The sequence below is a fragment of the Oribacterium sp. WCC10 genome, assembly GCF_900113415.1.
GTDB lineage: Bacteria > Bacillota > Clostridia > Lachnospirales > Lachnospiraceae > Oribacterium.
Window position 1 is genome coordinate 1 of the sequence record NZ_FOPH01000018.1, and the last position, 23,832, is coordinate 23,832.

The 23,832-nt window shown below is 41.5% G+C and carries 18 protein-coding genes and 4 tRNA genes; 4 read left to right on the forward strand and 18 right to left on the reverse strand.

Annotation, left to right across the window (positions count from 1 at the left end; genetic code table 11):
* Positions 1 to 338: 338 nt before the first annotated feature.
* Positions 339 to 713 carry a C-GCAxxG-C-C family protein gene (locus BM294_RS12145; RefSeq protein WP_091208696.1) on the reverse strand — a complete coding sequence of 125 codons (375 nt, stop codon included), beginning with the start codon at positions 711 to 713 and terminating at the stop codon, positions 339 to 341.
* A gap of 428 nt (positions 714 to 1,141) precedes the next feature.
* Between BM294_RS12145 and BM294_RS12150 the strand changes: the two genes are divergently transcribed.
* Positions 1,142 to 2,005 carry a YitT family protein gene (locus BM294_RS12150; protein WP_091208699.1) on the forward strand — a complete coding sequence of 288 codons (864 nt, stop codon included), beginning with the start codon at positions 1,142 to 1,144 and terminating at the stop codon, positions 2,003 to 2,005.
* A 256-nt stretch (positions 2,006 to 2,261) separates the two neighbouring features.
* On the opposite strand, the gene BM294_RS12155 is transcribed toward BM294_RS12150, so the two are convergent.
* From BM294_RS12155 to BM294_RS12165, 3 genes are all read right to left on the reverse strand, one after another.
* A complete protein-coding gene (locus BM294_RS12155; protein ID WP_091208702.1) occupies positions 2,262 to 2,459 on the reverse strand; it encodes a hypothetical protein in 198 nt (65 codons plus the stop codon).
* A 387-nt stretch (positions 2,460 to 2,846) separates the two neighbouring features.
* Positions 2,847 to 4,046 carry a pyridoxal phosphate-dependent aminotransferase gene (locus tag BM294_RS12160; protein WP_091208704.1) on the reverse strand — a complete coding sequence of 400 codons (1,200 nt, stop codon included), beginning with the start codon at positions 4,044 to 4,046 and terminating at the stop codon, positions 2,847 to 2,849.
* 164 nt (positions 4,047 to 4,210) lie between these two features.
* Positions 4,211 to 6,085, reverse strand: a complete 1,875-nt coding sequence (locus BM294_RS12165; RefSeq protein WP_091208707.1) for an FAD-dependent oxidoreductase — start codon at positions 6,083 to 6,085, stop codon at positions 4,211 to 4,213.
* Positions 6,086 to 6,556: 471 nt separating this feature from the next.
* Here BM294_RS12165 and BM294_RS12170 point away from each other — a divergent pair, with 471 nt between their 5' ends.
* Complete coding sequence (locus tag BM294_RS12170; protein ID WP_091208710.1) at positions 6,557 to 6,895, forward strand: winged helix-turn-helix transcriptional regulator; 339 nt, start codon at positions 6,557 to 6,559, stop codon at positions 6,893 to 6,895.
* A gap of 160 nt (positions 6,896 to 7,055) precedes the next feature.
* On the opposite strand, the gene BM294_RS12175 is transcribed toward BM294_RS12170, so the two are convergent.
* The 6 genes from BM294_RS12175 to BM294_RS12200 all read right to left on the reverse strand — a co-directional run bounded on the left by BM294_RS12175 (position 7,056) and on the right by BM294_RS12200 (position 14,103).
* Positions 7,056 to 7,127: transfer RNA gene (locus tag BM294_RS12175), tRNA-Gly, on the reverse strand.
* A gap of 197 nt (positions 7,128 to 7,324) precedes the next feature.
* Positions 7,325 to 8,782 carry a nicotinate phosphoribosyltransferase gene (locus BM294_RS12180; protein WP_091208713.1) on the reverse strand — a complete coding sequence of 486 codons (1,458 nt, stop codon included), beginning with the start codon at positions 8,780 to 8,782 and terminating at the stop codon, positions 7,325 to 7,327.
* Between the two features lie 159 nt (positions 8,783 to 8,941).
* Positions 8,942 to 10,111 carry an alanine racemase gene (alr, locus tag BM294_RS12185; RefSeq protein ID WP_091208716.1) on the reverse strand — a complete coding sequence of 390 codons (1,170 nt, stop codon included), beginning with the start codon at positions 10,109 to 10,111 and terminating at the stop codon, positions 8,942 to 8,944.
* A 291-nt stretch (positions 10,112 to 10,402) separates the two neighbouring features.
* A complete protein-coding gene (locus BM294_RS12190) occupies positions 10,403 to 11,314 on the reverse strand; it encodes a hydroxymethylglutaryl-CoA lyase (RefSeq protein ID WP_091208718.1) in 912 nt (303 codons plus the stop codon).
* A 160-nt stretch (positions 11,315 to 11,474) separates the two neighbouring features.
* Complete coding sequence (locus BM294_RS12195; RefSeq protein WP_091208721.1) at positions 11,475 to 12,668, reverse strand: CaiB/BaiF CoA transferase family protein; 1,194 nt, start codon at positions 12,666 to 12,668, stop codon at positions 11,475 to 11,477.
* A 187-nt stretch (positions 12,669 to 12,855) separates the two neighbouring features.
* Positions 12,856 to 14,103, reverse strand: a complete 1,248-nt coding sequence (locus BM294_RS12200) for an SLC13 family permease (RefSeq protein ID WP_091208723.1) — start codon at positions 14,101 to 14,103, stop codon at positions 12,856 to 12,858.
* A gap of 160 nt (positions 14,104 to 14,263) precedes the next feature.
* Between BM294_RS12200 and BM294_RS12205 the strand changes: the two genes are divergently transcribed.
* Complete coding sequence (locus BM294_RS12205; protein WP_091208727.1) at positions 14,264 to 15,151, forward strand: LysR family transcriptional regulator; 888 nt, start codon at positions 14,264 to 14,266, stop codon at positions 15,149 to 15,151.
* A 331-nt stretch (positions 15,152 to 15,482) separates the two neighbouring features.
* Here BM294_RS12205 and BM294_RS12210 read toward each other — a convergent pair whose 3' ends face one another.
* On the reverse strand, positions 15,483 to 17,357 hold the full coding sequence (locus tag BM294_RS12210) for an FAD-dependent oxidoreductase (RefSeq protein WP_091208729.1): 1,875 nt from the start codon (positions 17,355 to 17,357) through the stop codon (positions 15,483 to 15,485).
* Between the two features lie 383 nt (positions 17,358 to 17,740).
* On the opposite strand from BM294_RS12210, the gene BM294_RS12215 reads away from it, so the two are divergent.
* On the forward strand, positions 17,741 to 18,019 hold the full coding sequence (locus tag BM294_RS12215) for a DUF1292 domain-containing protein (RefSeq protein WP_175494669.1): 279 nt from the start codon (positions 17,741 to 17,743) through the stop codon (positions 18,017 to 18,019).
* Positions 18,020 to 18,274: 255 nt separating this feature from the next.
* Here BM294_RS12215 and BM294_RS12220 read toward each other — a convergent pair.
* The 7 genes from BM294_RS12220 to BM294_RS12250 all read right to left on the reverse strand — a co-directional run bounded on the left by BM294_RS12220 (position 18,275) and on the right by BM294_RS12250 (position 23,519).
* A tRNA-Gly gene (locus BM294_RS12220) sits at positions 18,275 to 18,346 on the reverse strand.
* Positions 18,347 to 18,449: 103 nt separating this feature from the next.
* Positions 18,450 to 18,522: transfer RNA gene (locus tag BM294_RS12225), tRNA-Phe, on the reverse strand.
* Between the two features lie 5 nt (positions 18,523 to 18,527).
* Positions 18,528 to 18,598 (reverse strand) — tRNA-Gly (locus tag BM294_RS12230).
* A gap of 153 nt (positions 18,599 to 18,751) precedes the next feature.
* Entirely contained in the window at positions 18,752 to 19,405 is a 654-nt protein-coding gene (locus BM294_RS12235; RefSeq protein WP_091208734.1) for a hypothetical protein, read from the reverse strand.
* A gap of 393 nt (positions 19,406 to 19,798) precedes the next feature.
* Positions 19,799 to 21,835, reverse strand: coding sequence for a PTS fructose transporter subunit IIABC (locus BM294_RS12240; protein ID WP_091208737.1), 2,037 nt, complete (start codon positions 21,833 to 21,835; stop codon positions 19,799 to 19,801).
* Positions 21,836 to 21,851: 16 nt separating this feature from the next.
* Positions 21,852 to 22,775 carry a 1-phosphofructokinase gene (gene pfkB / locus BM294_RS12245; RefSeq protein WP_091208740.1) on the reverse strand — a complete coding sequence of 308 codons (924 nt, stop codon included), beginning with the start codon at positions 22,773 to 22,775 and terminating at the stop codon, positions 21,852 to 21,854.
* Between the two features lie 3 nt (positions 22,776 to 22,778).
* A complete protein-coding gene (locus BM294_RS12250; RefSeq protein ID WP_091208743.1) occupies positions 22,779 to 23,519 on the reverse strand; it encodes a DeoR/GlpR family DNA-binding transcription regulator in 741 nt (246 codons plus the stop codon).
* Positions 23,520 to 23,832: the final 313 nt, after the last annotated feature.

Consider the following 23,832-nt stretch of genomic DNA (forward strand, 5'->3'; position numbering starts at 1 on the left):
GGGTCTGTGTATTAATCGATCTTTGATTTTCAAGGTTCTAATCGCTTCGTTTAAAGCTATTTGTTTACCGCTCTCTCGAGCGCTCAGTTAATATATCAATTCACATTACATATGTCAAACACTTTTTGAGAAATTTCATAAAAATATTTCAGAACTTTTTTATTGTAAATTTTTGTAATACTATCATCTTCGGGCATTTATAGAAACATTACAGTATCTGATGAACCGGTATAGCGTTTTTTACTTCACAATACATTTTTAAGTTTTGATATATTACAGCACTTTATAATGGCATTGGTATCATTATCAAAAACGGCTATACCAGTTATATATCTTCATCACTTCTCCGACAAAAGAATCTTTACTGCATTACGTACGCAATCATCACACTCACAGATAACTTTTCCTGTTTCGATTCCCTTCAGTTCCTTACATATCGTTGCACCACTCATTTCATCAAACTTCTGAAGAAGCTGTCTTGACTGTGGCGCTGTTGGTTTGCCCGTAGTGTTCTTAAGACCCAAAACCATATTTGCTCCCACAAGTGCTCCGCAAGTCGCTTCCATGCAAGCCATTCCAGCGCCAAAGCCGGAACCAATCGCATTAAGCTGATCACCGCTAAGGTCAAGTTCATCTTCAAAAACCTTCAATACCGCCTGGCAACAATTGCATCCACTGTGCTTATATACTACTGCCTGTTCTACTTTATCCATACAGAATCTCCTTATTTTTCATAGGTGCCAAATCACATATCAAATACCAAGGTATATCAATAAATCCATTAGCTTTTTCTTATATTGTTAAACACTAATGCAATAACTTCTGAACAACACTTCATATATTGCTATGTCTCATTTGGCAGACCTATTATATTTAGTCTGTGACATTCTACATTATTTTGTCCCAACTTAACATGGTTATAATGCATAAACATTATGTGTTATATAATTTCGAACAACCTAATATAGTTATATCCATCATCATATTTTAGTGCTAGAATATACGAGCTATAATTATGAGTTATCTATATGTGATGGTTTATCCGATAACAATTCAATTACCTTATCGATTAAACCCGGAAAAATGCCATAAATAATCCGGGCATAGCCAAACAATCGAAACTCTTTCTTTTGGAGGAACAATGAAACTAATTTCTATAGTAAAAGAACTTTTTATCCTGTCATTTGCTACGTTAATTATCGCAGCTGCTGTATTCTTTTTCCTGTTACCTTCCCATACATCCATAAGCAGTATTTCAGGTTTATCAATAGTATTGGCAAATTTTGTCCCATTCACCATGTCTCAGATAACCATGTTTTTAAATGTCATACTTCTCATTATTGGTTTCTTTACATGCGGAAGTGAATTCGGATACAAAACAGTTTACACTTCGATTTTGCTGCCTGTATATTTGGGAATATTCGAGAAGCTTTTTCCCAATATTGTTTCACTAACAGGGGACTCTCTTCTCGATGTCATTTGCTACACTTTCGTTGTAAGCATCGGTCTTGCAATCCTCTTTAACAGAAACGCATCCTCCGGAGGTCTTGATATAGTGGCCAAGATTTTGAATAAATATTGCCGTATAGAAATGGGAAAGGCATTATCAGTTGCAGGAATATGTATAGCATTGTCCTCATACCTTGCCTACGATATAAAAACTGTGGTACTCAGTCTGCTCGGAACCTACCTGAATGGAATCGTGCTGGATCACTTCATATTTGATCATAATCTGAAACGTCGTGTATGCATTGTTTCTCCAAAGATTGACGACATCAGAAACTATATTCTAAACGATCTTCACAGCGGTGCCACTCTGTACAAAGCAATCGGAGCTTATCACCTTGACGAACACGAAGAGATCATCACCATCGTAGATAAGCATGAATTCCAAAAACTGATGACATTTATAGATACTGTAGATCCTCAGGCGTTTGTAACCGTATATCAGGTAAGTAATATACAGTACAGGCCAAAGAGTCTGCCTGAAAGAAAATTCGACTAATCAAAAACCTCCGATCCTGAATTCGGGTTCGGAGGTTTTTATGCTATAAGCCATGCTGTCATCGATTCATAATCCGGGAAGTCATGTGGCTTTATATAGTTCATAGATGCCAAAAGGATTCCTGATTTAAATCCGCAAGTGTATACGATGGGCTCATATGGAGACTATCACACATTCATACTGCACACTTTTTTGCATTGCTCTTTGAGTCTTTGAACACATGAAATATGATAATCAAACTTTAAAATAGTCTGTCTTATGCTCTCGCTGCAAGATAACTGGTCATGACATCAAGATGTCCGTTTCCAAGCTTCTCAAAATCAGGAGTTTCTGATGAAGTCATATTCTTCCATGATTCTTCAAGAAATACTCTGTATTTACAATTTGTGTCATTCATACCGGATGTCATATCATTTATACGCTTATAAAGCTTTTCCATAGTTATATTGAACATATCGATACCTCCAAAATCGTACACATAATCCAATTGAAATATTGCTTTGCAAATGTTGGCAAAAATTGATACGCAATTAAGTATCTTTTTTCCAGGAAGCGACCAACGATGCCTTTTCAATGCATGTCAGACCCTTAATAAAACCTGACACAGTCAAAACAATAGTCGCTATAATAACATCAAAAAACAAAATGTCTACATTTTTCACCCAAAGTATACGAATTTGTACAATACTGCATTAAGTATACAGGATTTTTGCCACTTTCATCCCCTTCTACCAGGATTTTGATTACTTGAAAGGCTATAAAATAATCATAATCACATAAAAAAGACCCTATAACCTGATTTAGGTTATAAGGTCAATATCAGTTGGGCTAATAAAGGTTATTAGGTATTGCCTGGGAACAACTCGTCAGCAAGCTTTTTGAAAGCAGGAATTGACCTCTTTATCATGTCATGAGATACGCAGTAGGCAAGACGTACATATCCCGGGCAACCGAATGACTTGGCAGGAACAAGAATGATATGATGCTTCTTTCCCATAGCAACAAAATCATCTTCATCTTCAGTAGGCGACTTGATAAGCATATAAAAAGCTCCATCCGGTCTTACAATATCAAAGCCCATCTTTGTCAGTTCATCATACAAAAGGGTACGATTCCTGTCATAGAACTCAAGGTTTGCAGGAATATCAAGGCATCTTGCAACAACAAGCTGGAACAGCGACGGAGCATTGATATAGCCAAGACAACGATTGGCAACAACAAGAGCAGATATAAGCTCCTCATAATAATCAACGTTCTTTGAAACCGCCATATATCCGATTCTCTCTCCCGGAAGCGAAAGTGTCTTGCTAAAGGAATAAAGGAATATGGAATTCTTGATGATGTCAGGAATGTACGGAACATTCTGACCACCATACACAAGTTCACGGTATGGTTCATCAGCCACCACATATATAGGATGCCCTATTTCTTTTTCAGCCTCAACAATAATATCATTTAGTTTTCTGAGAGTTTCCTCGGTGTATACAACCCCAGAAGGATTGTTGGGATTGTTGACAATAATGCACCTGGTCTTCTCATTGATCAGCGGACGAAGAGCAGGAAGATTCAGCTGAAATGTCCCGGTATCCGCAGGAACAACCACAAGTTTGCCCCCGAAATTACATACGTAGCTTCTGTACTCTCCAAAAAATGGTGCAAATGTAATAACTTCATCATCAAGCCCTAAAAGACTTCTGAAAACACAGTTCATTCCACCGGCAGCACCGCATGTCATGATTATATCTTCCGCATCATAGTTTGTTCCGTTTTTCCTGTTAAGGCTCTCGGAAACTGCCTTTCTGACATCATCATATCCTGCATTTTTCATGTATCCATGGACAATGTTGCCATCAGTGCTGTCAAGAATGTCCTCTATAGCATCTCTGACTTCCTGTGGCACCGGAGATGCCGGATTACCGAGACTAAAATCGTAGACATTTTCAGCCCCCACTTCTGCCGCCATCTGAAGGCCTTCCTCGAAAAGCTTTCTTATGGTAGAGCTTCCTGCTACCAAACGTTCCATATTCTTTGATATAACCATGGTTCAGAACCTCACTTTCAGATATTATTTTCGATTATAGCATCGGCATAATGAAAACTAAAGAAAGACGGGGCGTAAAACCCCGTCTTTTTATAGATATTTATTTTATATCTGTTATTACCATTAAACATTCTATCCTAAAGCACTATACCATCAGATCGTAATTATTGAGCGGCATATGCTGCTGCGCTCTCGCCTGAGATGAATCCCATGTAAGCGCCCACTCCAAGTGCCTCACGGCCGGGATAATAATCTCCGAAGAATCCTGCAGAGCTGATGATTCCAGCTGCATAAAGACCGGGAATAGCATTTCCATCCTTATCAGTCACTTCACCCTTAAGATTTGTCTCGATACCGCCATAATTTCCTCTTGTAAGGTCATACTCCTTAACAGCATAGAAAGGACCTTCATCGATAGATGAAAGGTACTGTGCGTCCTTGCCGTTATCGGTATCCTCACCTGAATCACACATCTTGTTGTACTCATCAACGGTAGCCTGCACTGTTGCAGGATCAAGATTCATATCCTTGGCAAGAGCCTCGATGGAGTCTTCCTTATAAGCCTGAATAACCGATCCCTCTGAAGTTCTCTCAAGGTACTCGTCAAGCTTAAAGAACTTGTCAGCAATTTCCTGATCCATAACAACCCAGCCATAGTCAGGTTCACCTTCATTGATGAAGTGGATCATCTGAGAATGAACACCAAGATCTTCGGCAACAGGACGCTCACCCTTGTTATCAAGAAGGAGACACTCAAAAGGATATGAGTTGTTAGGCTGACCAACAACAGGCATGTCATAAGGATCCGGTGCAAAACAGCCGCTCATGGACTCGCCGAAAGCTGACTTAACTGCACCAACCTCTACTGCCATATTGATACCATCACCGGTATTAGAAACAGCTGTTGAAGTATAGTTGTGAAGGGCGTCAGGTGCAAGTTCCGCTGTAAGGTCGTCATTCCATGCATAATCACCGCAGGCAAGAATAACCGCTTTAGCGTTGATAGTCTTTGTTCCTGTTCTGGAATCACAGATAACGCCCGTAACATTATTCTGATCATCTGTGATGAGCTTTGTAGCTGTTGTATTGAAGTAAATGTCCACTCCATTTGCCTTAAGATCATCCTCAAGCTGATTTACGAGAGCCTGACCGCCCTTAACCTTAACCTGAGCAGTTGCAAGCTGAATGGTTTCAGCATTTTTCTTTGCCTGCTCTGAAGGCGCCGGAACCATCGTACCTTCGTCGTTAAGCTTGTAGTCAACATTGGCTGCTGTAAGAAGCTCAAGTACGTCAGGTGAAACAGCACAGGCTGTATTGATCTTGTCCATGTTAAGAGGATTTCTCTCTGTGATCTTGTTGCGCTTTACCCACTTATCAACGAGTTCAGGAACTTCCTCTTCTGTCTGTGCTGCTATAAATGAACCTGATGAAAAGATCGAAGTGCCACCGCCAAAGGAAAGCTTCTCTACAACGATAACACTGGCACCATCACGGCTTGCCTTTTCAGCCGCTGCAAGTCCTGCGATTCCTGCTCCTACGACCACTACATCGCAATCAAGCATTTCGTCATTCTTTTCAACAACGATTTCACGATTCTTCCACTCGGATGCATCGCCACCGGCTTGCCCGATAGCATCAGCCATGAGCATACGTAATGCTCCGCTTGTAATAGTTGCTCCGGATACACCGTCAACAGCAAGCGACTGGTGTTCGATGATGTCCTGTGACATAAGCTGAAGTGCCTTGTCACCAACACCCGCAGTTTCATTCTGCTCTGTGAAATTGATCTCTGCGATCTTTCCGTCCTTAACTACTACTTCTGCGGTAATATCTCCATCCATTCCCTTGGCTGAAGCTGTGTAAGTACCGTCAGTAAGTGTGCCTGTCTCCGCACCGTTTTCAGAAGCTGTTGTTGCAGCTTCTGTGATTGCGGCCTCAGTTGCGGCAGCCGTAGCAGCTGTTGGTATCTCTGTACTTCCACACGCTGCCATAGAAAGTGCAGCAAGTACAGAAACCGACTTGATAAGTGTTTTCTTCATTCTATTGTTCCCCCTGAGTTTGAAAATGTCATTCAATATTCCATCTATCTATAGGACAAAATTGATGACATATGCCGGATTATTTTACAAATCCAACGCTCACAATAATAACTATGGCTAAACTTTCAGTCAGCCACGACGAAATTATATTATATTTGCACATTGCATATTGTATTTATATCTATACAGTAAGCATTTACATTTTTAATCCTATTTATAATAATGCATTTAAATATAAAATTAATTGTCTGATTTGTGCAGCAGGCTTATTATATAAGTATATATATCATACCTGATATACTATATATATCTTGTACAGGATTAGTATTATATTCGGTAAAGTGGCTTCAGAAGATCTTTAAATGCAGTACTTTTCTGATTTTTAAACTTGTCTTTCTTATCAGATATTTATTATTAAATGTACCGCTAAATATATGATTAAATGCACCATCAAAGAAAGGATTGAAATATATGGAGAAGAAGCGGGAATCATTATGCGAAAGCATTGCCGGCAATGGGTGCGGACTCAAGAAAGTTCTTAATATAATCGGTGGTAAATGGAAGATTCTCATATTATGTCTCATAGATGACGAGGAAACTGTCAGATACAACGAAATGCGTAAAAAGATCTTTGGCATAACCAATACAATGCTTGCTCAATCATTGAAAGAAATGGAAAGCGACGGCCTTGTCATCAGGCATCAGTACATGGAGATGCCTGTAAGAGTTGAATACACCTTAACAGATAAAGCCAAGAGTATGATTCCTATACTGCTGGAGCTTAAAGCCTGGGGAGAAAAGAATTTGTAACAAAAAAGCCTTGAGTTCTTTCCTCCGGGCTCTCAAGAAGTGCGAGACGGGGGACACCAGCGGTGCCTACTCGGCCCCGCCAGAAACGGAGACGAACCCTTGAGGTTAATCCACGCCAAACGCAAAAAAAGCCCGGAGGAAAACCTCTGAGCTGTTAAGAAGCGCGAGACGGGGATCGAACCCGCGATCTTCGCCTTGGCAAGGCGACGTAGTACCACTCTACTACTCGCGCACTTCGTCGTTCGCTTTCGTTTCTCTCTTGCGAACATTGAAGAGTATACAGAAATGACATTAGAATGTCAACAACAAATTTTATATTTTTCATCTCCGGCTGCCAATAATCAAAAGCTTATAAAAGCGTAGATGTATTGGCAAAAACGTCGACCTTGATCTTCAAAAAATCAAGGTCGACTGAACCATTACCAGATTTTAATTCTTATCATCTCTAGCCAGAATATCCATCTTCATCTCATAGTATGAAGGCGTCATATCAATATAATGGTAATGAGGATTCTCGAATCTCTGCTCCTCATCCCAGATTTCATTTGAAAGCTGATCTCTGACATAGGCAGCAATCTCCCTGGCAGAAAACTCTCTTTCTGTTCTCTTTCCATCCTTCATCACAAGCTTCTGCATCTTCTTTGCAGTACAGTTTTCGAAATTATAAACCTTCCATGGTCTTGCAGGGTCAACAAATCTGAAAGGCTGTGACAGATCAACCTCTTCGCCCTTCTTTGCTATTAGATCCGCAATCGCACGTCCTTCATCATTATAGATACGATATACTTCCTTGATTCCAGGATTGGTTATCTTATCTACGCTCTCTGATACCTTGATACGAGGCTGCATTTCACCATTTTCCTCAACAGCACAAAGCTTGTAGACCGCACCAAAAACAGGCTCGGAACGCGAAGTGATAAGTCTCTCACCTACGCCGAAAGCATTAACCTGACCACCCTGGGCAAGAATAGATGTTATGGTGTTCTCGTCGAGACAGTTAGAGATAATGATCTTTGCTTCAGGGAATCCTGCCTCATCCAGCATCTTTCGTGTTTCCTTTGTCAGATATGCAAGGTCACCGCTGTCGATACGGATACCAAAGCTCTTTGAATTGATGCCGTTTTCCTTCATCTCACGGAATACCTTGATGGCATTCGGAATACCGGAACTAAGTACGTCATATGTATCAACAAGAAGGATACAATTATCAGGATATATCTTCGCAAACTTACGGAAAGCCGTAAGTTCATCCTTATAATACATTACCCAGCTGTGAGCCATCGTTCCACCTACAGGAATATCGAAATACTGTCCTGCCGAAACTGTTGCCGTACTGTTAACACCGCCGATAACGGCAGCTCTTGCTCCATAAATAGCAGCATCATTGTTGTGGGCGCGGCGTGCGCCAAAGTCAGACACCGCTCTTCCGTTTGCTGCACGAACCACTCTGCGGGCCTTTGTTGCAATAAGACTCTGATGATTTATCTGTGTGAGAAGCTCTGTCTCCACAAGCTGTGCCTCTACGATATTTGCCACAACTGTGACTATAGGCTCATTTGGATAAATGACACTTCCCTCAGGAAATGCATACACTTCTCCACTGAAATGAAAATCAGAAAGCCACTGAAGAAACTTCTCATCAAAATGATTGAGGCCTCTCAGATAATCGATGTCTTCCTTGTCGAAATGCATATCCTCAAGATACTGAAGAACCTGCTCAAGACCTGCAAAAACAGAAAAACCTCCCTGATCAGGATTTCTTCTGAAGAACACATCAAAAGCAACCTTTGTATCGGTATCTTCTTCAAGGAAATAGCCGTTAGCCATGGTCAACTCATAAAGATCCATCATCATGGAAACATTGCGCTTGTCATTTATTCTACTCATAATTTTTCCTATCCGGATATCTGTCATCCTCTGTCATCTGTCAAAACACAGGATAAGGATATACTGTAAATCCTATATCCCGGGGGGCACTCAAAACATAATGCGCCCGAAACATCATCAAAATCCGATTTTAAACGGACCTGGATCAGCACTATGCCATCACATTCTCAGCATCACTTCTCTGTATACTATCTCGCCATCGGAAATATACACTCTGTGTACTCTCTTGCTCACGGCGCATACCAGTTCATAAGGAATGGTGTCTGCCATCTCAGCCATCTTTTCTATAGGATTATGGTCACCGAAGATCTCGATCTCACTTCCGACAACCACATCCTTTTTATCTGTAAGATCAATCATGCACATATCCATACAGATTCTTCCGCGAACCGGTGCTAGTCCTGCATCTGTCCATACGCTGTACCTGTTGGACAAGGATCTCCAGAAACCGTCTGCATATCCATAAGGTATAACTCCGATTCTAGTATCACGTTCTGTAGTGTAAAGTCCGCCGTAACTTATCTTTGTTCCTTCGGGATAAATCTTTATGGTGCTGACTGTGGTCTTCATAGACATCATCGGTTTAAGACCAAGGCGCTTGGCAAACTCTCCATATCCGTAAAGCAGGAGTCCCGGTCGAACCATATCAAGATAAGTTTCCGGATAGTCAACTGTAGCTCCGGTATTGGCACAATGTCTCAGCTTAAACTTCATGTCAAGTTTCTTTTCAACCGCATCCACCACATCGGTAAAAAGTTTGAACTGATGCTTCGTATAATCAACGCACTCTTCACCGGGTTCGTCCGAAACCGCAAAGTGGGTAAATATGCCCTCAGGCTCAAGTCCCGGAAGTGTGCAGGCGTACGCAATTCCATCAACTCCGTGCTGGAAATAATCATTCTCACAGATATATCCGAGTCTGGACATACCGGAATCAACTTTAATATGTATCTTCAATGTTCCGCCATACTTTACCGCTTCCTCGCTGTACTCGATGGCCTTTGCCTCGCAGGTAACAGCCTGAGTAATGTTAAAACAGATAAGACGGTCAACCTGTTCTCTGGGTGTATGTCCAAGTATCAGTATCGGCATGGTAATGCCATTGAATCTAAGTTCCATGGCTTCATCAATACTGCTCACTGCCAGATAGTCCGCCCCGAGTTCCTGAAGTTTCTGTCCAACCTGAACAGACCCATGGCCGTAAGCATCAGCCTTTACCACTCCGAGAAACTTTACGTCTTTTCCTATATATTCTCTTATTTTATTGTAATTGAATGCCAGGTTATCGAGATTTATCTCAGCCCAGGCTCTTCTTAATGTAGATATCATTGGTAATATAATTCTCCAATCTTAAGGTAGTTATGATGCAGCTAATTAAAAAGACTAATGCTTTATTCTTCATCATAAAATCACATACGTTTCATTCTATCACTTCCTGGACGAATTTGTTCATTAAAAAATTTTAACGAACGAATAATCCCATTCAAAAACCGGAGCAACCCTATAAGGCGCTCCGGTTTTTGAAAATTATATTTATATAGAATGGAGTAATTGTGCTCAGAAAATACATATTCATCAAGTATATAATCCACCAAATACGTTTGAAATACTGATTTTCTATCAACCGGCTTTGCAGACAGTTACATTTTCTATGTTGATATTGTGACCGCTGTAATTACCCGGAACTACTTCCTTTTCATGCTTTGCAGCTGTAACTATCTTTGAAAAATCAATTCCGGTCTCATAACCCATCTCATTAAGCATCCATACAACATCTTCTGTTGCCATATTTCCTGATGCTCCAGGTGCAAACGGGCATCCGCCGATACCGCCAAGAGTTGACTGTACTTCCGTCACCCCTTCTTCAATCGCAGCCATAGTATTTACGATGCCTAATCCTCTCGTATCATGGAAATGTACAGAAAGCTCAAGTTCAGGATAAGCCTCCTTTATTGCGCGAATAACATTTTTCACCTGAACAGGATCTGCTATGCCTATGGTGTCGCAAAGACAGCATGCCTTCATTCCTGCATCAACATAATCCTTCATAAAGGTAACAAGCCTTGCAGGATCCTCAAACTTTCCTTCAAAAGGACATCCGAATGCAGTTGCCAGATCCACGATGATATCAAGATCAGGGTAAGTGTTTCTTATCTCCTTAAATGCTTCGATGGACTGCTCATGTGTACGGTTAATGTTGGCCTTATTATGACTAACGCTAAAAGAAACTACATAGCATACCTTTCTGAGTCCAAGTTCATAAGCATTTGTTGCTCCTCTTAAATTTGGAACAAGTGCGAAAAGGTCTGCCTCGGGGTGTTTTTCCAAAACCGCCTTTGTAACATCAGCTGCATCGGCAAGCTGAGGGATAGCCTTCGGACTTACAAATGAAGTAAACTCAATATGATTAACACCTGATTCAATAATACTGTCAATGATTGCAATCTTCTCTTCCGTCGGGATCATGGAACATTTTATACTCTGAAATCCGTCTCTGGGACCGACTTCGTAAACTTCAATTTTCTTTGACATAAAAAATCCTTTCTACCAGCATCAATCCATGTACTGGTGTCGAACCTCTATTTCAGTCACTGTCAGACATTTACATAAACCTTCAGAATTTTGTCGAATCCAACATCCTGTACATGAAACAATGCTTCTCTCAATGATTTATTTATTTTTAAACGCTGATTCAGATGACACCCTTAGCCTTAAGCTCTGAAAGCTTAGTCTGATCAAATCCAAGGTACTCACCATAGATAGAAGCATTATCTTCTCCAAGAAGAGGTGCAGCTTTACGCGGACATGACTTTGTGCGTGTGAGCTTCTGGGCAGTCGCGGTTACATGAAGCTTTCCGATACCCGGCTGATCGATCTCAGGAAACATTTCTCGAGCTCCCGCAATCTGGGGATCCTTGACCATACGATCAATAGTATTTACGGCACTTGCAGGGCAACCTGCTCCGTTAAGAATCTCATCAACCTCCTGAATGGTGTGAGCGCTACTCCATGCCGATACGATCTTTCTTAGTTCTGCGTGGTTTGCAACGCGATCCTTAGCCTCAAGGAATCGCTCGTCCTTTGTCAGTTCAGGTGTACCCATGACATCACAGAGAATTGCAAACAGCTTATTATTTCCTGCTGCGATGATTACATCACCATCCTTTGCAGGGAATGAGTCGTAAGGATAAATCGACTCATAACGATTTCCGATACGCTGAGGTATACGTCCTGTTGACTGATAAATCATGGTGATGTTTTCCATAGCAGAAACAACAGAGTCTACAAGAGCAACATCAACCTTTTCACCGAGACCGGTTTTCTCACGATTTACAAGTGAGGCCAAAACACCGATAACCATGTTAAGACCGCCAAGAACATCACCCATAGGTGTACCTACTCTTGTGGCAGGGTCATCAGGCCAGCCTGTTGTACTCATAAGTCCACCCATTGCCTGTCCGACAATGTCATAACCTGCACGCTTGCTGAGTGGGCCTGTATGTCCGAAACCGGAAACGGATCCATATATGATCTGAGGATTTATCTTCTTAAGTTCCTCATAACCAAGTCCAAGCTTCTCCATGGTTCCCGGGCGGTAATTCTCTATAACCACATCCGCCTTTTTTACAAGACCCTTGAAAATTTCCTTACCTTCAGGATCCTTAAGATTCAGAGTGCAGCCAACTTTGCTTCTATTGAAATTTGTGTAGTAAACACTGTTATCATTTATGAAAGGTCCCATCTTACGTGTATCATCACCGCCGTTTGGATTCTCAACCTTTATAACTGTGGCACCCATATCCGCCATTATCATTCCTGCATAAGGACCTGCTAAAACACGTGTCAGATCCAGTACTACTATTCCATCCAAAAGTCCTTTTTCCATTGTTATTTCCTCACAATACTTAATTCATTTAATGACGTGAGTGTCAAAAGTATTTGCCACCCACTGATTAACGCCAACGCACACATTCGTATCCAATGAGCTACTCATAATTTAATTGCAGTTTATTATTTCTTTTTATTCACATATTTAGTGGTATTTTCTTTTTTAGTCTGTACTTCGTTTGATATCAAAGGACGCTGTAGAGCCCCAAAAGAGCTGCTGTCACGATGATTCCAAGAGCCAGCGCCGACACTCCGAAAAGCTTGATAAAAAGCTTGTTTTCTTTTTCCTTAGTGAATTCAGGGTCTGTGGCATTGGCTGCCATGATAAGCCCACCGCCTGTTGATGCAGGACTGAGTCCCGCAAATGCTGCGGTCAGACACATTATGCTGATAAGTCCGCTGGCAGGAACACCTACCTTACCGGCTATATCACCCACTGTCGGAACAAGGGTAGGCCATACTACTCCTATGGCTGAACTGAACCATGACATGATACCTGCTGTAAGTCCCTGAATGGCAACCGCTGTTCTCGGACTCATAATAGATGCAAGTCCCTGTGAAAGAAGATTTACTCCCTCAACGGCGATAACTGTTTCCATGAGCATTCCGAAACCCGTAACCATAAGAAGTGTTGACCATGAGATGGTTTTGAACACCTTTTTTTCATCCGCTGCTTTGATAATGATGAGAAATACTCCAACTGCGAAAGAGATAAGTCCCACATTTCTTTTGAAAAGTGCACACGAAACTATAACCATCAAAAATCCTATAAGTGTACAGGCCTGTCCGAAGGAGAATTTCTCCAATGTTTCAGCCTCCATCTTTTTGGTCTCTACCTTATGTCCTTTGAAAACAAAAAATACTACTATGGAAATGAATACTGTAGTGAGAACTGCATAGATAAGAAGTGATGTCTGATAGCCATTGATATTCTGTGGCTCCGCAAGACTTCTGATAAGAACCGATTCCGGTGTGATGGGGGAGAAACGCCCGGCAAAAGAACCAATCTCGCCGATTAAAGCAAGCATTATCGGGTCATAGCCTGTGGACTTTCCAAGAGGTAATGAAAGGGCTGCTGCTATTCCAAGTGCCGGAACGCATCCGGGGCCTATGGCAGCTATTCCAAAACCGATGAGATAAATAAGAAATGGTGCGACGATGGCGTGTCCGCCAGAGAGTCTAAGAAATTTTTTACTGATAAGTTCCAATGATCCGTTTGATATACCAATGGAGCAAAGAAATGAAACTCCCAAAAGCATGATGAACAGGCTGGCACTGAAACCTTTGATAGTAGTTGAATCCGACTGCCCGATGAATGTTGCAAATACTGTAACGGCAAGAATTGCCACAAGACCGACATTTACCTTACGGAAAAATCCGATCATGATAACCGCTATCAGTACAATCAGGGACACGAGAGCAATGCTGTTCATAAAAAATGTTACAACCTCCTGAATTGAAAAAGTGTTATGAAAAACGTTTTTCCTCTTGTCATTACAATATCAGAAGGTTTAATATAAATAAAATATCTGTTTTGTATCAATCGATAGTTATTGCCTATCGATTGATACATTCATTAGGAGTGTTTACTTAATGAAACTTTCACAAATGCGTTATTTTTCAGCATCATGCCATATAGGCAATATAAGTAAAGCAGCCGATGAGCTGCATATATCGCAGCCATCCGTCACAACAGCTATTAAAGCTCTTGAAGATGAACTGGGAGTGGCATTGCTCCACAGAAGCGCGCGAGCGGTTTCACCAACGCCGGATGGAGAACGTTTTCTTCTTCGTTGTGATGAGATACTTGCTATGACAGATGCACTTGTTCAGGAATTTGCAGAAATAGGTCTCAAACACAAAACAATCAATGTAGGAATCCCACCTATGATCGGCTCTATCTTATTTCCGGAGATTTTTAATTCGTTCAGAAGCAAACATCCTGAAATACAGATTAATCCCGTTGAGATAGGTTCTCAGCTCGCTCAGGAAGAGGTTATGAATGAGAAGCTTGACTTTGCCGTTATAACTATGGGCGCTACTGTAGCTTCAAGACTTGACTACATAAAGCTCACGAGCTTTGATCTCAACTACTGCGTAGGACCAAACCATCCTCTCTGCACAAAAAAGACTGTCTCCTTAAAGGAGGCAGCCAATTATCCCATGATTTTGTTTTCCGGTGGTTACTACCTGAAACAGCTTATAGACAGCCGTTTCAGGTCACTGAATCTGAATCCCAATATTCTGTTTCATTCAAATCAGCTAACCACCATAAAAAGCTTTATCAAAGATGATATAGCAAGCGGATTCATCATGCCTCAGATCATCAACAAAGAGGACGGTATCATCCCTATCCCGGTTGAAGAAGATCTCCGCATGAACGTGGCGGTAATCTGGAGAAAAGACGACTACCTCACTAAAGAGGCCAAAAGTTTTATTGCCTTCTGCAGAAAGACCTTTGAAACAAAGCATATAAAATAATAATCATGTCATTAACGGGATCCTCATAAATGTAATCTTATGAATTGCTTCTCTCATCTAAATGCTTGTTTTTAGCCATTTATTACTGACACACAGATGTCAATCTAATCGGCTATAATTCTTCGTAACTTCTTATGTACTTTCACATAAGGAAATCCCAAATTATAAAGGACAAGGCAGTTCAAATACCTTGTCCTTTACAATTTGGGATAAATATAATGAATAGTTTTGATTTAGCTTTTGGAGTCTATCATGATATGAGTGCCATGAAGTCCATCTCCCACTTTTGTAATGATTCGCATGGGAGCAGGCTTATGACATTTAGATCTGATTATTTTTTTGCGTGTTCAGCAGCTTCTCTGCCTGCTATGTATCCCATATAGGCATCAACGCCAAGGGCTTCCATGCCGGGATAGAAGTCACCTATGAGGTCACCGGAAGAAATGAGTCCTGCAGCGTAGAGCCCTTCGATTGGCTTGTTTTCTGCAGTCATCACCTGCGCCTTATCATTGGTAACGATTCCGCCGTACTCGCCTCTTGTCATGTCATATTCCTTAACAGCATAGTATGTTCCGTCATCAATAGGATCCAGGAACCTGGCATCTTTACGGAAGTCCTTATCCTCTCCGGCTTTGCACATTTCATTATAGTGTGAAACAGTATCGAGGAAAGCATTAACATCCACTCCCATATCTTCTGCCAGCTTTTCGAGAGAGTCTTCCTGGTATGCTTCCAAATAAGCACTGCCATTTTTTGTTGCCTCAAGATACTTATCAAGATTAAGAAAACGATCTGCTGTGCCCTGATCCATTACGACCCATCCATAGTCAGGTGCCTCCTTCTCGATAAAGTATTCCATCTGGAAATGCGTACCTACTGTTTCAGAAACAGGGCGTTCTGCCTTGCTGTTGATAAGCAGACAGTCATAGGGATAACTGTTCCATGGCTGACCTACCACAGGCATATCATAAGGATCCGGTGCAAATATACCGCTCATTTTGTGCTGGTATGAGTAGACATCTGCGCCAAGTTCTCTGGCCATGATTATTCCATCACCTGTATCTCCTACGCATGCAGCTGTAAAGTTATACTCTGCACCCGGATCAAGTTCCCTGCAAAGCTCCTTGTTACGGGCATATGTGCCTGTTGCAAGCACTACAGCTTTTGCATGGAATTTTTTTACTCCATGATCTGTATCGCATTCAACACCGGTCACGTTGCCGTTTTCAGAAAGAAGCCTGGTTGCCGGAGTATCAGTAAATACGTCGACATTATTCTTTTCAATATAGTTCATAAGTGTGGCAAGAAGATACTCTCCGCCCTTTGGATGTACTTCCGCGTCAGCAAGCTCAATAGCGGAAGCATTTTTCAAAGCTTTCTCAGATGCATCCACACCCCAGCCTGTTTCCATAAAAGGTTTACCGTTTACACCCATTCCTGTAAAGTCGCTGATTATCTCCGGAGAATTACCCATGGCCGTTTTAAGTTTCTCAAGATCAATCTTGTTGTCATACTGTGTATTACGGTCAACCCATATTTGCATTTTCTCAGGCACTTCCTCTTCAGTAAAAGCTGCAACAAATGCTCCTGACGAGAAAATAGATGTGCCACCTACGATATCGAGTTTTTCAATAAGAGCCACATTCGCGCCTTCACTGCTTGCTTTTGCAGCTGCCTGAATTCCGGAAAAGCCGGCACCAACTACAACAACGTCATATGTGTAGTCTTCATCAATGATATCCTTTTCGATTGTCCTCTGCTTCCATTCGGCAACATCGGCTCCCGCCTGCTCTAATGCATTTGCTATTGCAAGCTTAATGGCACCGGAAGAGACTGTTGCACCGGATACAGAGTCAACAGCCAATGACTGGTTTTTTATTACCGCTTCAGATATCAGCTGAAGTGCTTTATCCCCAACACCGGCAGTCTCATTGTCATCAATGATTTCAATGTTCTCAATCTTATCATCTGTCACTGTGACAGCAATTTGAATCTCACCATCCATACCTTGTGCTGATGCATTGTAAGTACCTGAAGTCATGGTTTGGACTGCAGAAGATGTTTCATTTGGGATTTCTTTTGTCAAAGATTCAGCAGCGTCACTTCCATGTGTGGTTGCCATCGGGACTTCTGAACTGCCTCCACATCCGGTCACGCTTCCCATAAGCATCATTACCGCAAGAGAAGCCGTCATAATTCTACGCATAATATTCAATTCTCCTTTTCTTCGATATCTGAAACCATCTGCGCCTCTGTAATCGCATATTCCCGGTCACTTATGTCTGACATGCATATGCTTATCTAACAGGTTCCATGATAGTTTCCGAAATCTTATAATCGTAATCAGGATATCCAATACAACTGTGTTTTCATGATAACAAAGAACGAATTATATGAAAAATATGGGTTTTGTATCCATCGATAGAAATTGGCTATGGTTCAGCACCATCAGAAGCATCATGTGGTTGTGTACCATTAATTCATAGACAAACCATTTAAGCAACTGAAAATGCAAATTATACGTCATTTGACCATATATCATAAAAATGTGATAAGATGATTGAAACTATACAAAAGGAAAGGTTCTTTATGGAATTCAGAGGAAAGAAAATAGAAGATCTCATTATTACACTTCCATTTATGGATGGAACAACCGCAGATTATGGCGTTCATAAATATTTTAAATTTGAAGGAAAAGAGTACTTCGCCATGCTTCCGCTTATCGGAAAGAAAGAACTGGATCATACAAAGAATATTTCTTTGTATGAAGTCCAGGAAGATGCCGATAAGAATCCGGTTGTCGTTTATATAGAGGATGACGCGGAATTTGAAAAAGTGGCGAATTACTATTCGAATACATTAAAATAACGATCTTGCCAAAAAAATCAGCGTCTTCTCCGAATCAGGAGAGGACGCTGTTATATTTTCAGAAAATAAATTCAGATGGAAACAAACCAAATGTTTGATCACCTGAGTACATTAAACCCAATGCTTATCCTCAAGACTTCAGAAAACAGAATACATAGGCGCCCGCTTAGCGCGACCGGAGCAGAAACGTTCCCCCGAGTCTAAACCCTGCTGAACGCAAAAACAGTCCAAAGGAAAACCTCTGGACTGTTGAGAAGCGCGAGACGGGGATCGAACCCGCGATCTTCTCCTTGGCAAGGAGACGTAGTACCACTCTACTACTCGCGCATTATTAATGTCCGTTCAACTTTCATTTCTGTGAAGAACGAAAACATTATACAAAAGATGAGAAGACTCAGTGTGAATGTTATCGCTAAATCTGTCATCTTGATGCCCAGAACCGGAATCGAACCAGTGACACGAGGATTTTCAGTCCTCTGCTCTACCAACTGAGCTATCTGGGCAACTAAGCGGGTGATGGGAATCGAACCCACATGTTCAGCTTGGAAGGCTGACATTCTACCATTGAACTACACCCGCAAGAGCTTTTTGCGAACCGCTTATCGGTGACGCGAGTGTTATATTACACAACCGAAGCTCTAATGTCAACATAAAATATCATTTTTTATTTATTTTATTTTTAGAATTAAAATTCCGCCGTCCGGCACTATAAATATCAGCGCTTCTGACAACCTAAAAATTCTCCGTACATCCATTTGTCACCCAATTATAAATATATGTTCCAAGATCCAGCGAAAAGCTTTCCGCTCCTGCAATTACATCATCAAGGTTTTTATTCATAAGCGACCAGAATTCATCGGCATTCCCGGGTTCAATTGACACTTCTACATATTCTCCGCTACCATCCTGAACCATATCCTTGTAGACGTGTTCCACTGCATAAAAGCTGAAGAAAAGTCTGTCCTTGCCGATTTCGTTGTATATTGCCACTACAGCTTCATCGCGAAAAGCATTGGCAAGATACTTAACCAGGTATTCTTTGTCGTCTTCCATCTCCTGAGTATACTGAAAATACATTTCAGCCAGGGTCTCTTCTGAAATAAAATCCGACAAAACTTTATCGTAAATGTCCTCACACAAATCTGTTTTATGATATTTTATCTTTATATAGTCCGTATATATCAGGAGAAGCGTTACAGCCCTGAATACAGCCCTGTAATAGCTGTCCTCGTCTTCATAAGCGCTGAGGCCCTGATGCTCCAGAATATGCCACATATTTTCATACCAGAACTTATCTCTCTGACTTTCCCAATACAAAAAAGGCTTATATATACATTCTATATCTTCAAATTTCAAACTTCCTCTTGCATCTACATTTTCATACATATGCATACCTCATATTGTTCCGAAGTTTCAGATCACAATAACTGATAACCACGCTACCCGATTTATATCGTCAGAAATATGCTTTTTTATAAAATGATGTAAGGGTAAAAAAATATCATGATTCAAAACTCACATTCGCCGAACCCCGAGTGCCTGCCAAACATAATTGCACAATAAAACAAAACAGATCTGCCATAATGACAGACCTGCATTGTATGTGGATATTTATTTTAGGTTTATAAAAAACTGTGCTTTATTTCAGCCGCGCAGAAATGTTTCTGTGTCAGATATTGCAATACTGCAAATCAGGCTGATTCAGAAACAAAGATTCATATATGCAGCTAAAATGTAACGACTTAATAAGGGCGTCAACAGATGAATCTGTCCCCTCTATCACTCTGCATCCTTCTTGAGAATTCCAAGAAGAGCACAGGTCACAACTGAACCGATGAGCCATGCAACAATATACATGAACGGGTTACCAACTGTTGCAAATACGAATATTCCGCCGTGAGGAGCTCTGAGTGTGCATCCAAATAGTGCTGAAAGAAGTCCTGCTACACCTGCGCCTGCCATAGTAGCCGGAATAACATGTCCCGGATCGGCTGCTGCAAACGGAATAGCGCCCTCGGTAATGAATGAGGCACCCATGATAATATTGGTGATCCATGAAGATCTCTCTGCCACAGTAAACTTCTTAGGGAAAAGCTTACATGCAAGTGCTATACCTACAGGAGGAACCATACCGCCGGCCATAACTGCTGCCATAGAGATAAAAGCTGCACTTTCAAGAGAAGGATCCACAGCTGCCTGAGCAAGCATACCTGTACCAAATACATACGCTGCCTTGTTGATAGGACCACCCATATCGATAGCCATCATCGCACCGAGGAGAAGACCTAAAAGCCAAATTTGTCCGCTTGCGTAGATTGCATTAAGCGCTGAAGAAAGTGCTGTATTGATAAAGCCGATGATCGGGTTAAAAATGAAGCACATCAGTACGCCTACGATAAAGATACCGCAGAGTGGATAGATAAGTATCGGACGGATACCTGCAAGAGACTCAGGAAGGTTCTCTGTAGACTTCTTAAGCCAGTTAACAACATATCCAGAAAGGAAACCGATAACAATACCGCCAAGGAAACCGGATACGGTATTTACGCCGTCAGCAGAAAATGCAAACTTTGATATAAACTGTCCAAAAGCTCCTGCATTACTGCCGAGACTTGTCCATGTATCAAGATAGCCTGCAAGGGCTGCATTACCGGATGCTGCAAGCATACCGCCTGTAAAACCTACTGCAAGACCCGGACGATCAGCTATGGAGTATGCAATATATCCTGAAAGAACAGGAATCATGAGACCCATTGCCTGTCCGCCGACATACTTTAGGAATGCTGCAAGAGGTGTGGCTGAACCGAAGCTTCCTCCTGCACTTGCGCCGTAACCTGCAAGAGTATCAATAAGGAATGCAATGGCAACAAGGATACCGCCTCCGATAACGAATGGAAGCATGTGTGAAACACCGCTCATAAGGTGAGTATATGCCTGATGACCTACACTTCCCTGAGCCTTGTCATCAGCTTTGCTCTCTGTCATGCCGGAACCTGTATATAACGGAAGTGAACCGCTGACTGCCTTCTCAATGAGCTCCTTAGGTTTATTGATTCCTTCAGCCACCCGGACCTCAAGAACAGGCTTTCCTGAAAAACGATCCATAGGTACTTTTGCATCTGCAGCAACGATGATACCCTTTGCATCCTTTATCTCATCATCAGTAAGGATGTTCTTGGCTCCGCCGCTTCCTCTTGTCTCAACCTTAATCCTCACGCCCATTTCCTTGCCGGCTTTTTCAAGTGCTTCAGCAGCCATATAAGTATGAGCAATACCTGTAGGACATGACGTAACAGCAAGAACCTCATATCCATCGGAAGATGCTGCTGCATTTTCTTTGGCAGCCTCCTCTGCATCCTTTGCATCCTCTGCCTTCTCAATAACCGAAAGGAACTCTTCCGGTGTCTTTGCAGCACGAAGACCATTTACGAAATCTTCGTCCATAAGCAATGTCGAAAGTCTGGACAGAACATCAAGATGAACATTATCTTTTGTATGTGGCGCAGCTATAAGAAAAACAAGATTAACCGGTTCTCCATCAAGAGCATCATAATCTACTCCGTCAGGAATGACCATGGCAGCAAGACCCGGAGCCTTTACTGTATCTGACTTGCAGTGAGGAATGGCAATTCCTTCACCTACACCTGTTGTTGACTCCTCTTCACGTGCAAAAACGCCCTTCTTATAAGCCTCTTTGTCCGTGAGATTTCCGCGCTTTTCCATGAGATCAACCATCTTCTCAATGGTTTCTGTCTTGTTTGAAACTTTACCATGAAGCTCAATACTTGACGGGGATAATAAATCTTTTACTCTCATTCTCAATCTCCTTCATTTAGTTAATATATCGCTCTCTGTCGAATTGCTTCAACAGTTCAACTACTTCTTCCTTTGTTGCAAGATTGTCGGAAAATGCCGATGCACTTCCCGTACATACACCCATGTAGAAAGCTTCTTCATAGTTTTCACCATGGAGGAATCCGGCAAGGAATCCGGCAACCATTGAATCTCCGGCTCCAACGGAATTTTTAACCTTACCCTTTGGAGGGTTACTTTCAAAAACCTCTCCTGTCTCTGTTACAAGAACAGCACCTTCACCGGCCATGGAAATAAGAACATTTCTTGCACCCATTTCCTGTATCTTCTTTGCATATGGAATGACTTCTTCCTTTTTGCTCAAGGTGACATTGAAAATCTCTCCAAGTTCATGATTGTTTGGCTTGATCAGGAACGGATGATACTTCAAAACATTAACAAGAAGGTCTCTTGTTGCATCAACAACTATTCTCAATTTCTTTTCCTTTAAATAGTCCATGATGTCACTGTACATAGACTCAGGCATAACTGAAGGAATACTACCCGCAAGTACAAGAATGTCGCCTTCTGCAAGCTTATCCAGCTGCTTGTAAAGCTTATCTATCTCAGCTTTTCCGATAGCCGGCCCCATTCCGTTTATCTCTGTCTCATTGTTACTGCGAAGCTTTACGTTTATTCTCGAAATACCGCTTGCTACCTCGATAAAATCAGACTTGACATTTCTCACCTTCAAAAGTCTCTCTATCTCACGTCCGGTAAATCCCGCCATGAAACCGAGAGCCATACTTTCAAGTCCGAGATTCTGGAGAACCATTGAGACATTAATACCCTTACCACCCGGAAACATAAGCTCGGTGTTTGTGCGGTTTGTCATGCCTACTTTGAAGTCATCCACCGAAACGATATAGTCCAGAGAAGGATTAAAAGTAACTGTATAGATCAATTGTCATACCTCCATAACATTCTTTTTATCTTTATATTTCTTTGTTGCATAATCTGTGATTACCGTTGCGCTTTCAAAGGTACCGAAGGTGATGGATGCAACATTATCAAATTTACTCTTGTCACAAAGTACATATGAGGTTCTGCACTGACGCATGGCAGTACGCTTGACCATAGCCTCTTTTATCTCAGGTGTCGTAAAACCTTTGTCAATGCTCACACCGTTCGTTCCGAAAAAGCCCTTTGTGAAATTGTACTTTTGAAGTGACTCGATTGCCTCTTCGCCAACGATCGCTTCAGTCAGATTTTTGAACTCTCCCCCTAAAATAGAGACTCTGAATCCTTTCCCTGAAAGCTGCATGGCATGAGGAAGTGAATTGGTCACATACATGCTGTTTCTATTCGTCAGATAAGGCAACATTCTTGCGGTAGTAGTTCCGGCATCAATATATACAAAGTCATCATCTTCTATCAGGGAAGCGGCTAATTCTCCAACCTTCTGTTTTGCATCCACATTAAGAGCCATTCTGTTGCTAACACTGTCATCATGGGTAAAAAGCGAACCCTTAAGACTTGTAGCACCTCCACGCACACGTTTCAAAAGTCCGTCCTTGTCAAGAAGCGACAAATCTCTCTTTATAGTAGATTCCGATACATTCAATTCATCCATCAGTTCTGCAATCGTTGCTGTACCTGCTGAGTCCACTAAAGAAAGTATTCTCGCAAATCTTTCCTCGGCCAGCATCTTTTCACCTCCATTCATCGTTCAATCATTTTCGGTCAGTATCGTTCATTTACGTTTATAATAAATGATGTTTGCATTCAGATTCAATCATTTTCGGTCAACTTCGTCGCAGAAAAATTGTATCAATTTTTGTGCAATATGCCGAAGCCGGCACTTCACGCATCTGATTCTCTATCAAATAGCACAATTAAAAATCCCATACGACAAATAAAAAATACCAACATATTTCAACGGTTTTAACTCTGTTCGCTCTTATTTGTATTTCTGTCGCAGTATAATTAACGGAAGTATAGAATAGGAGGCTAAAACACGA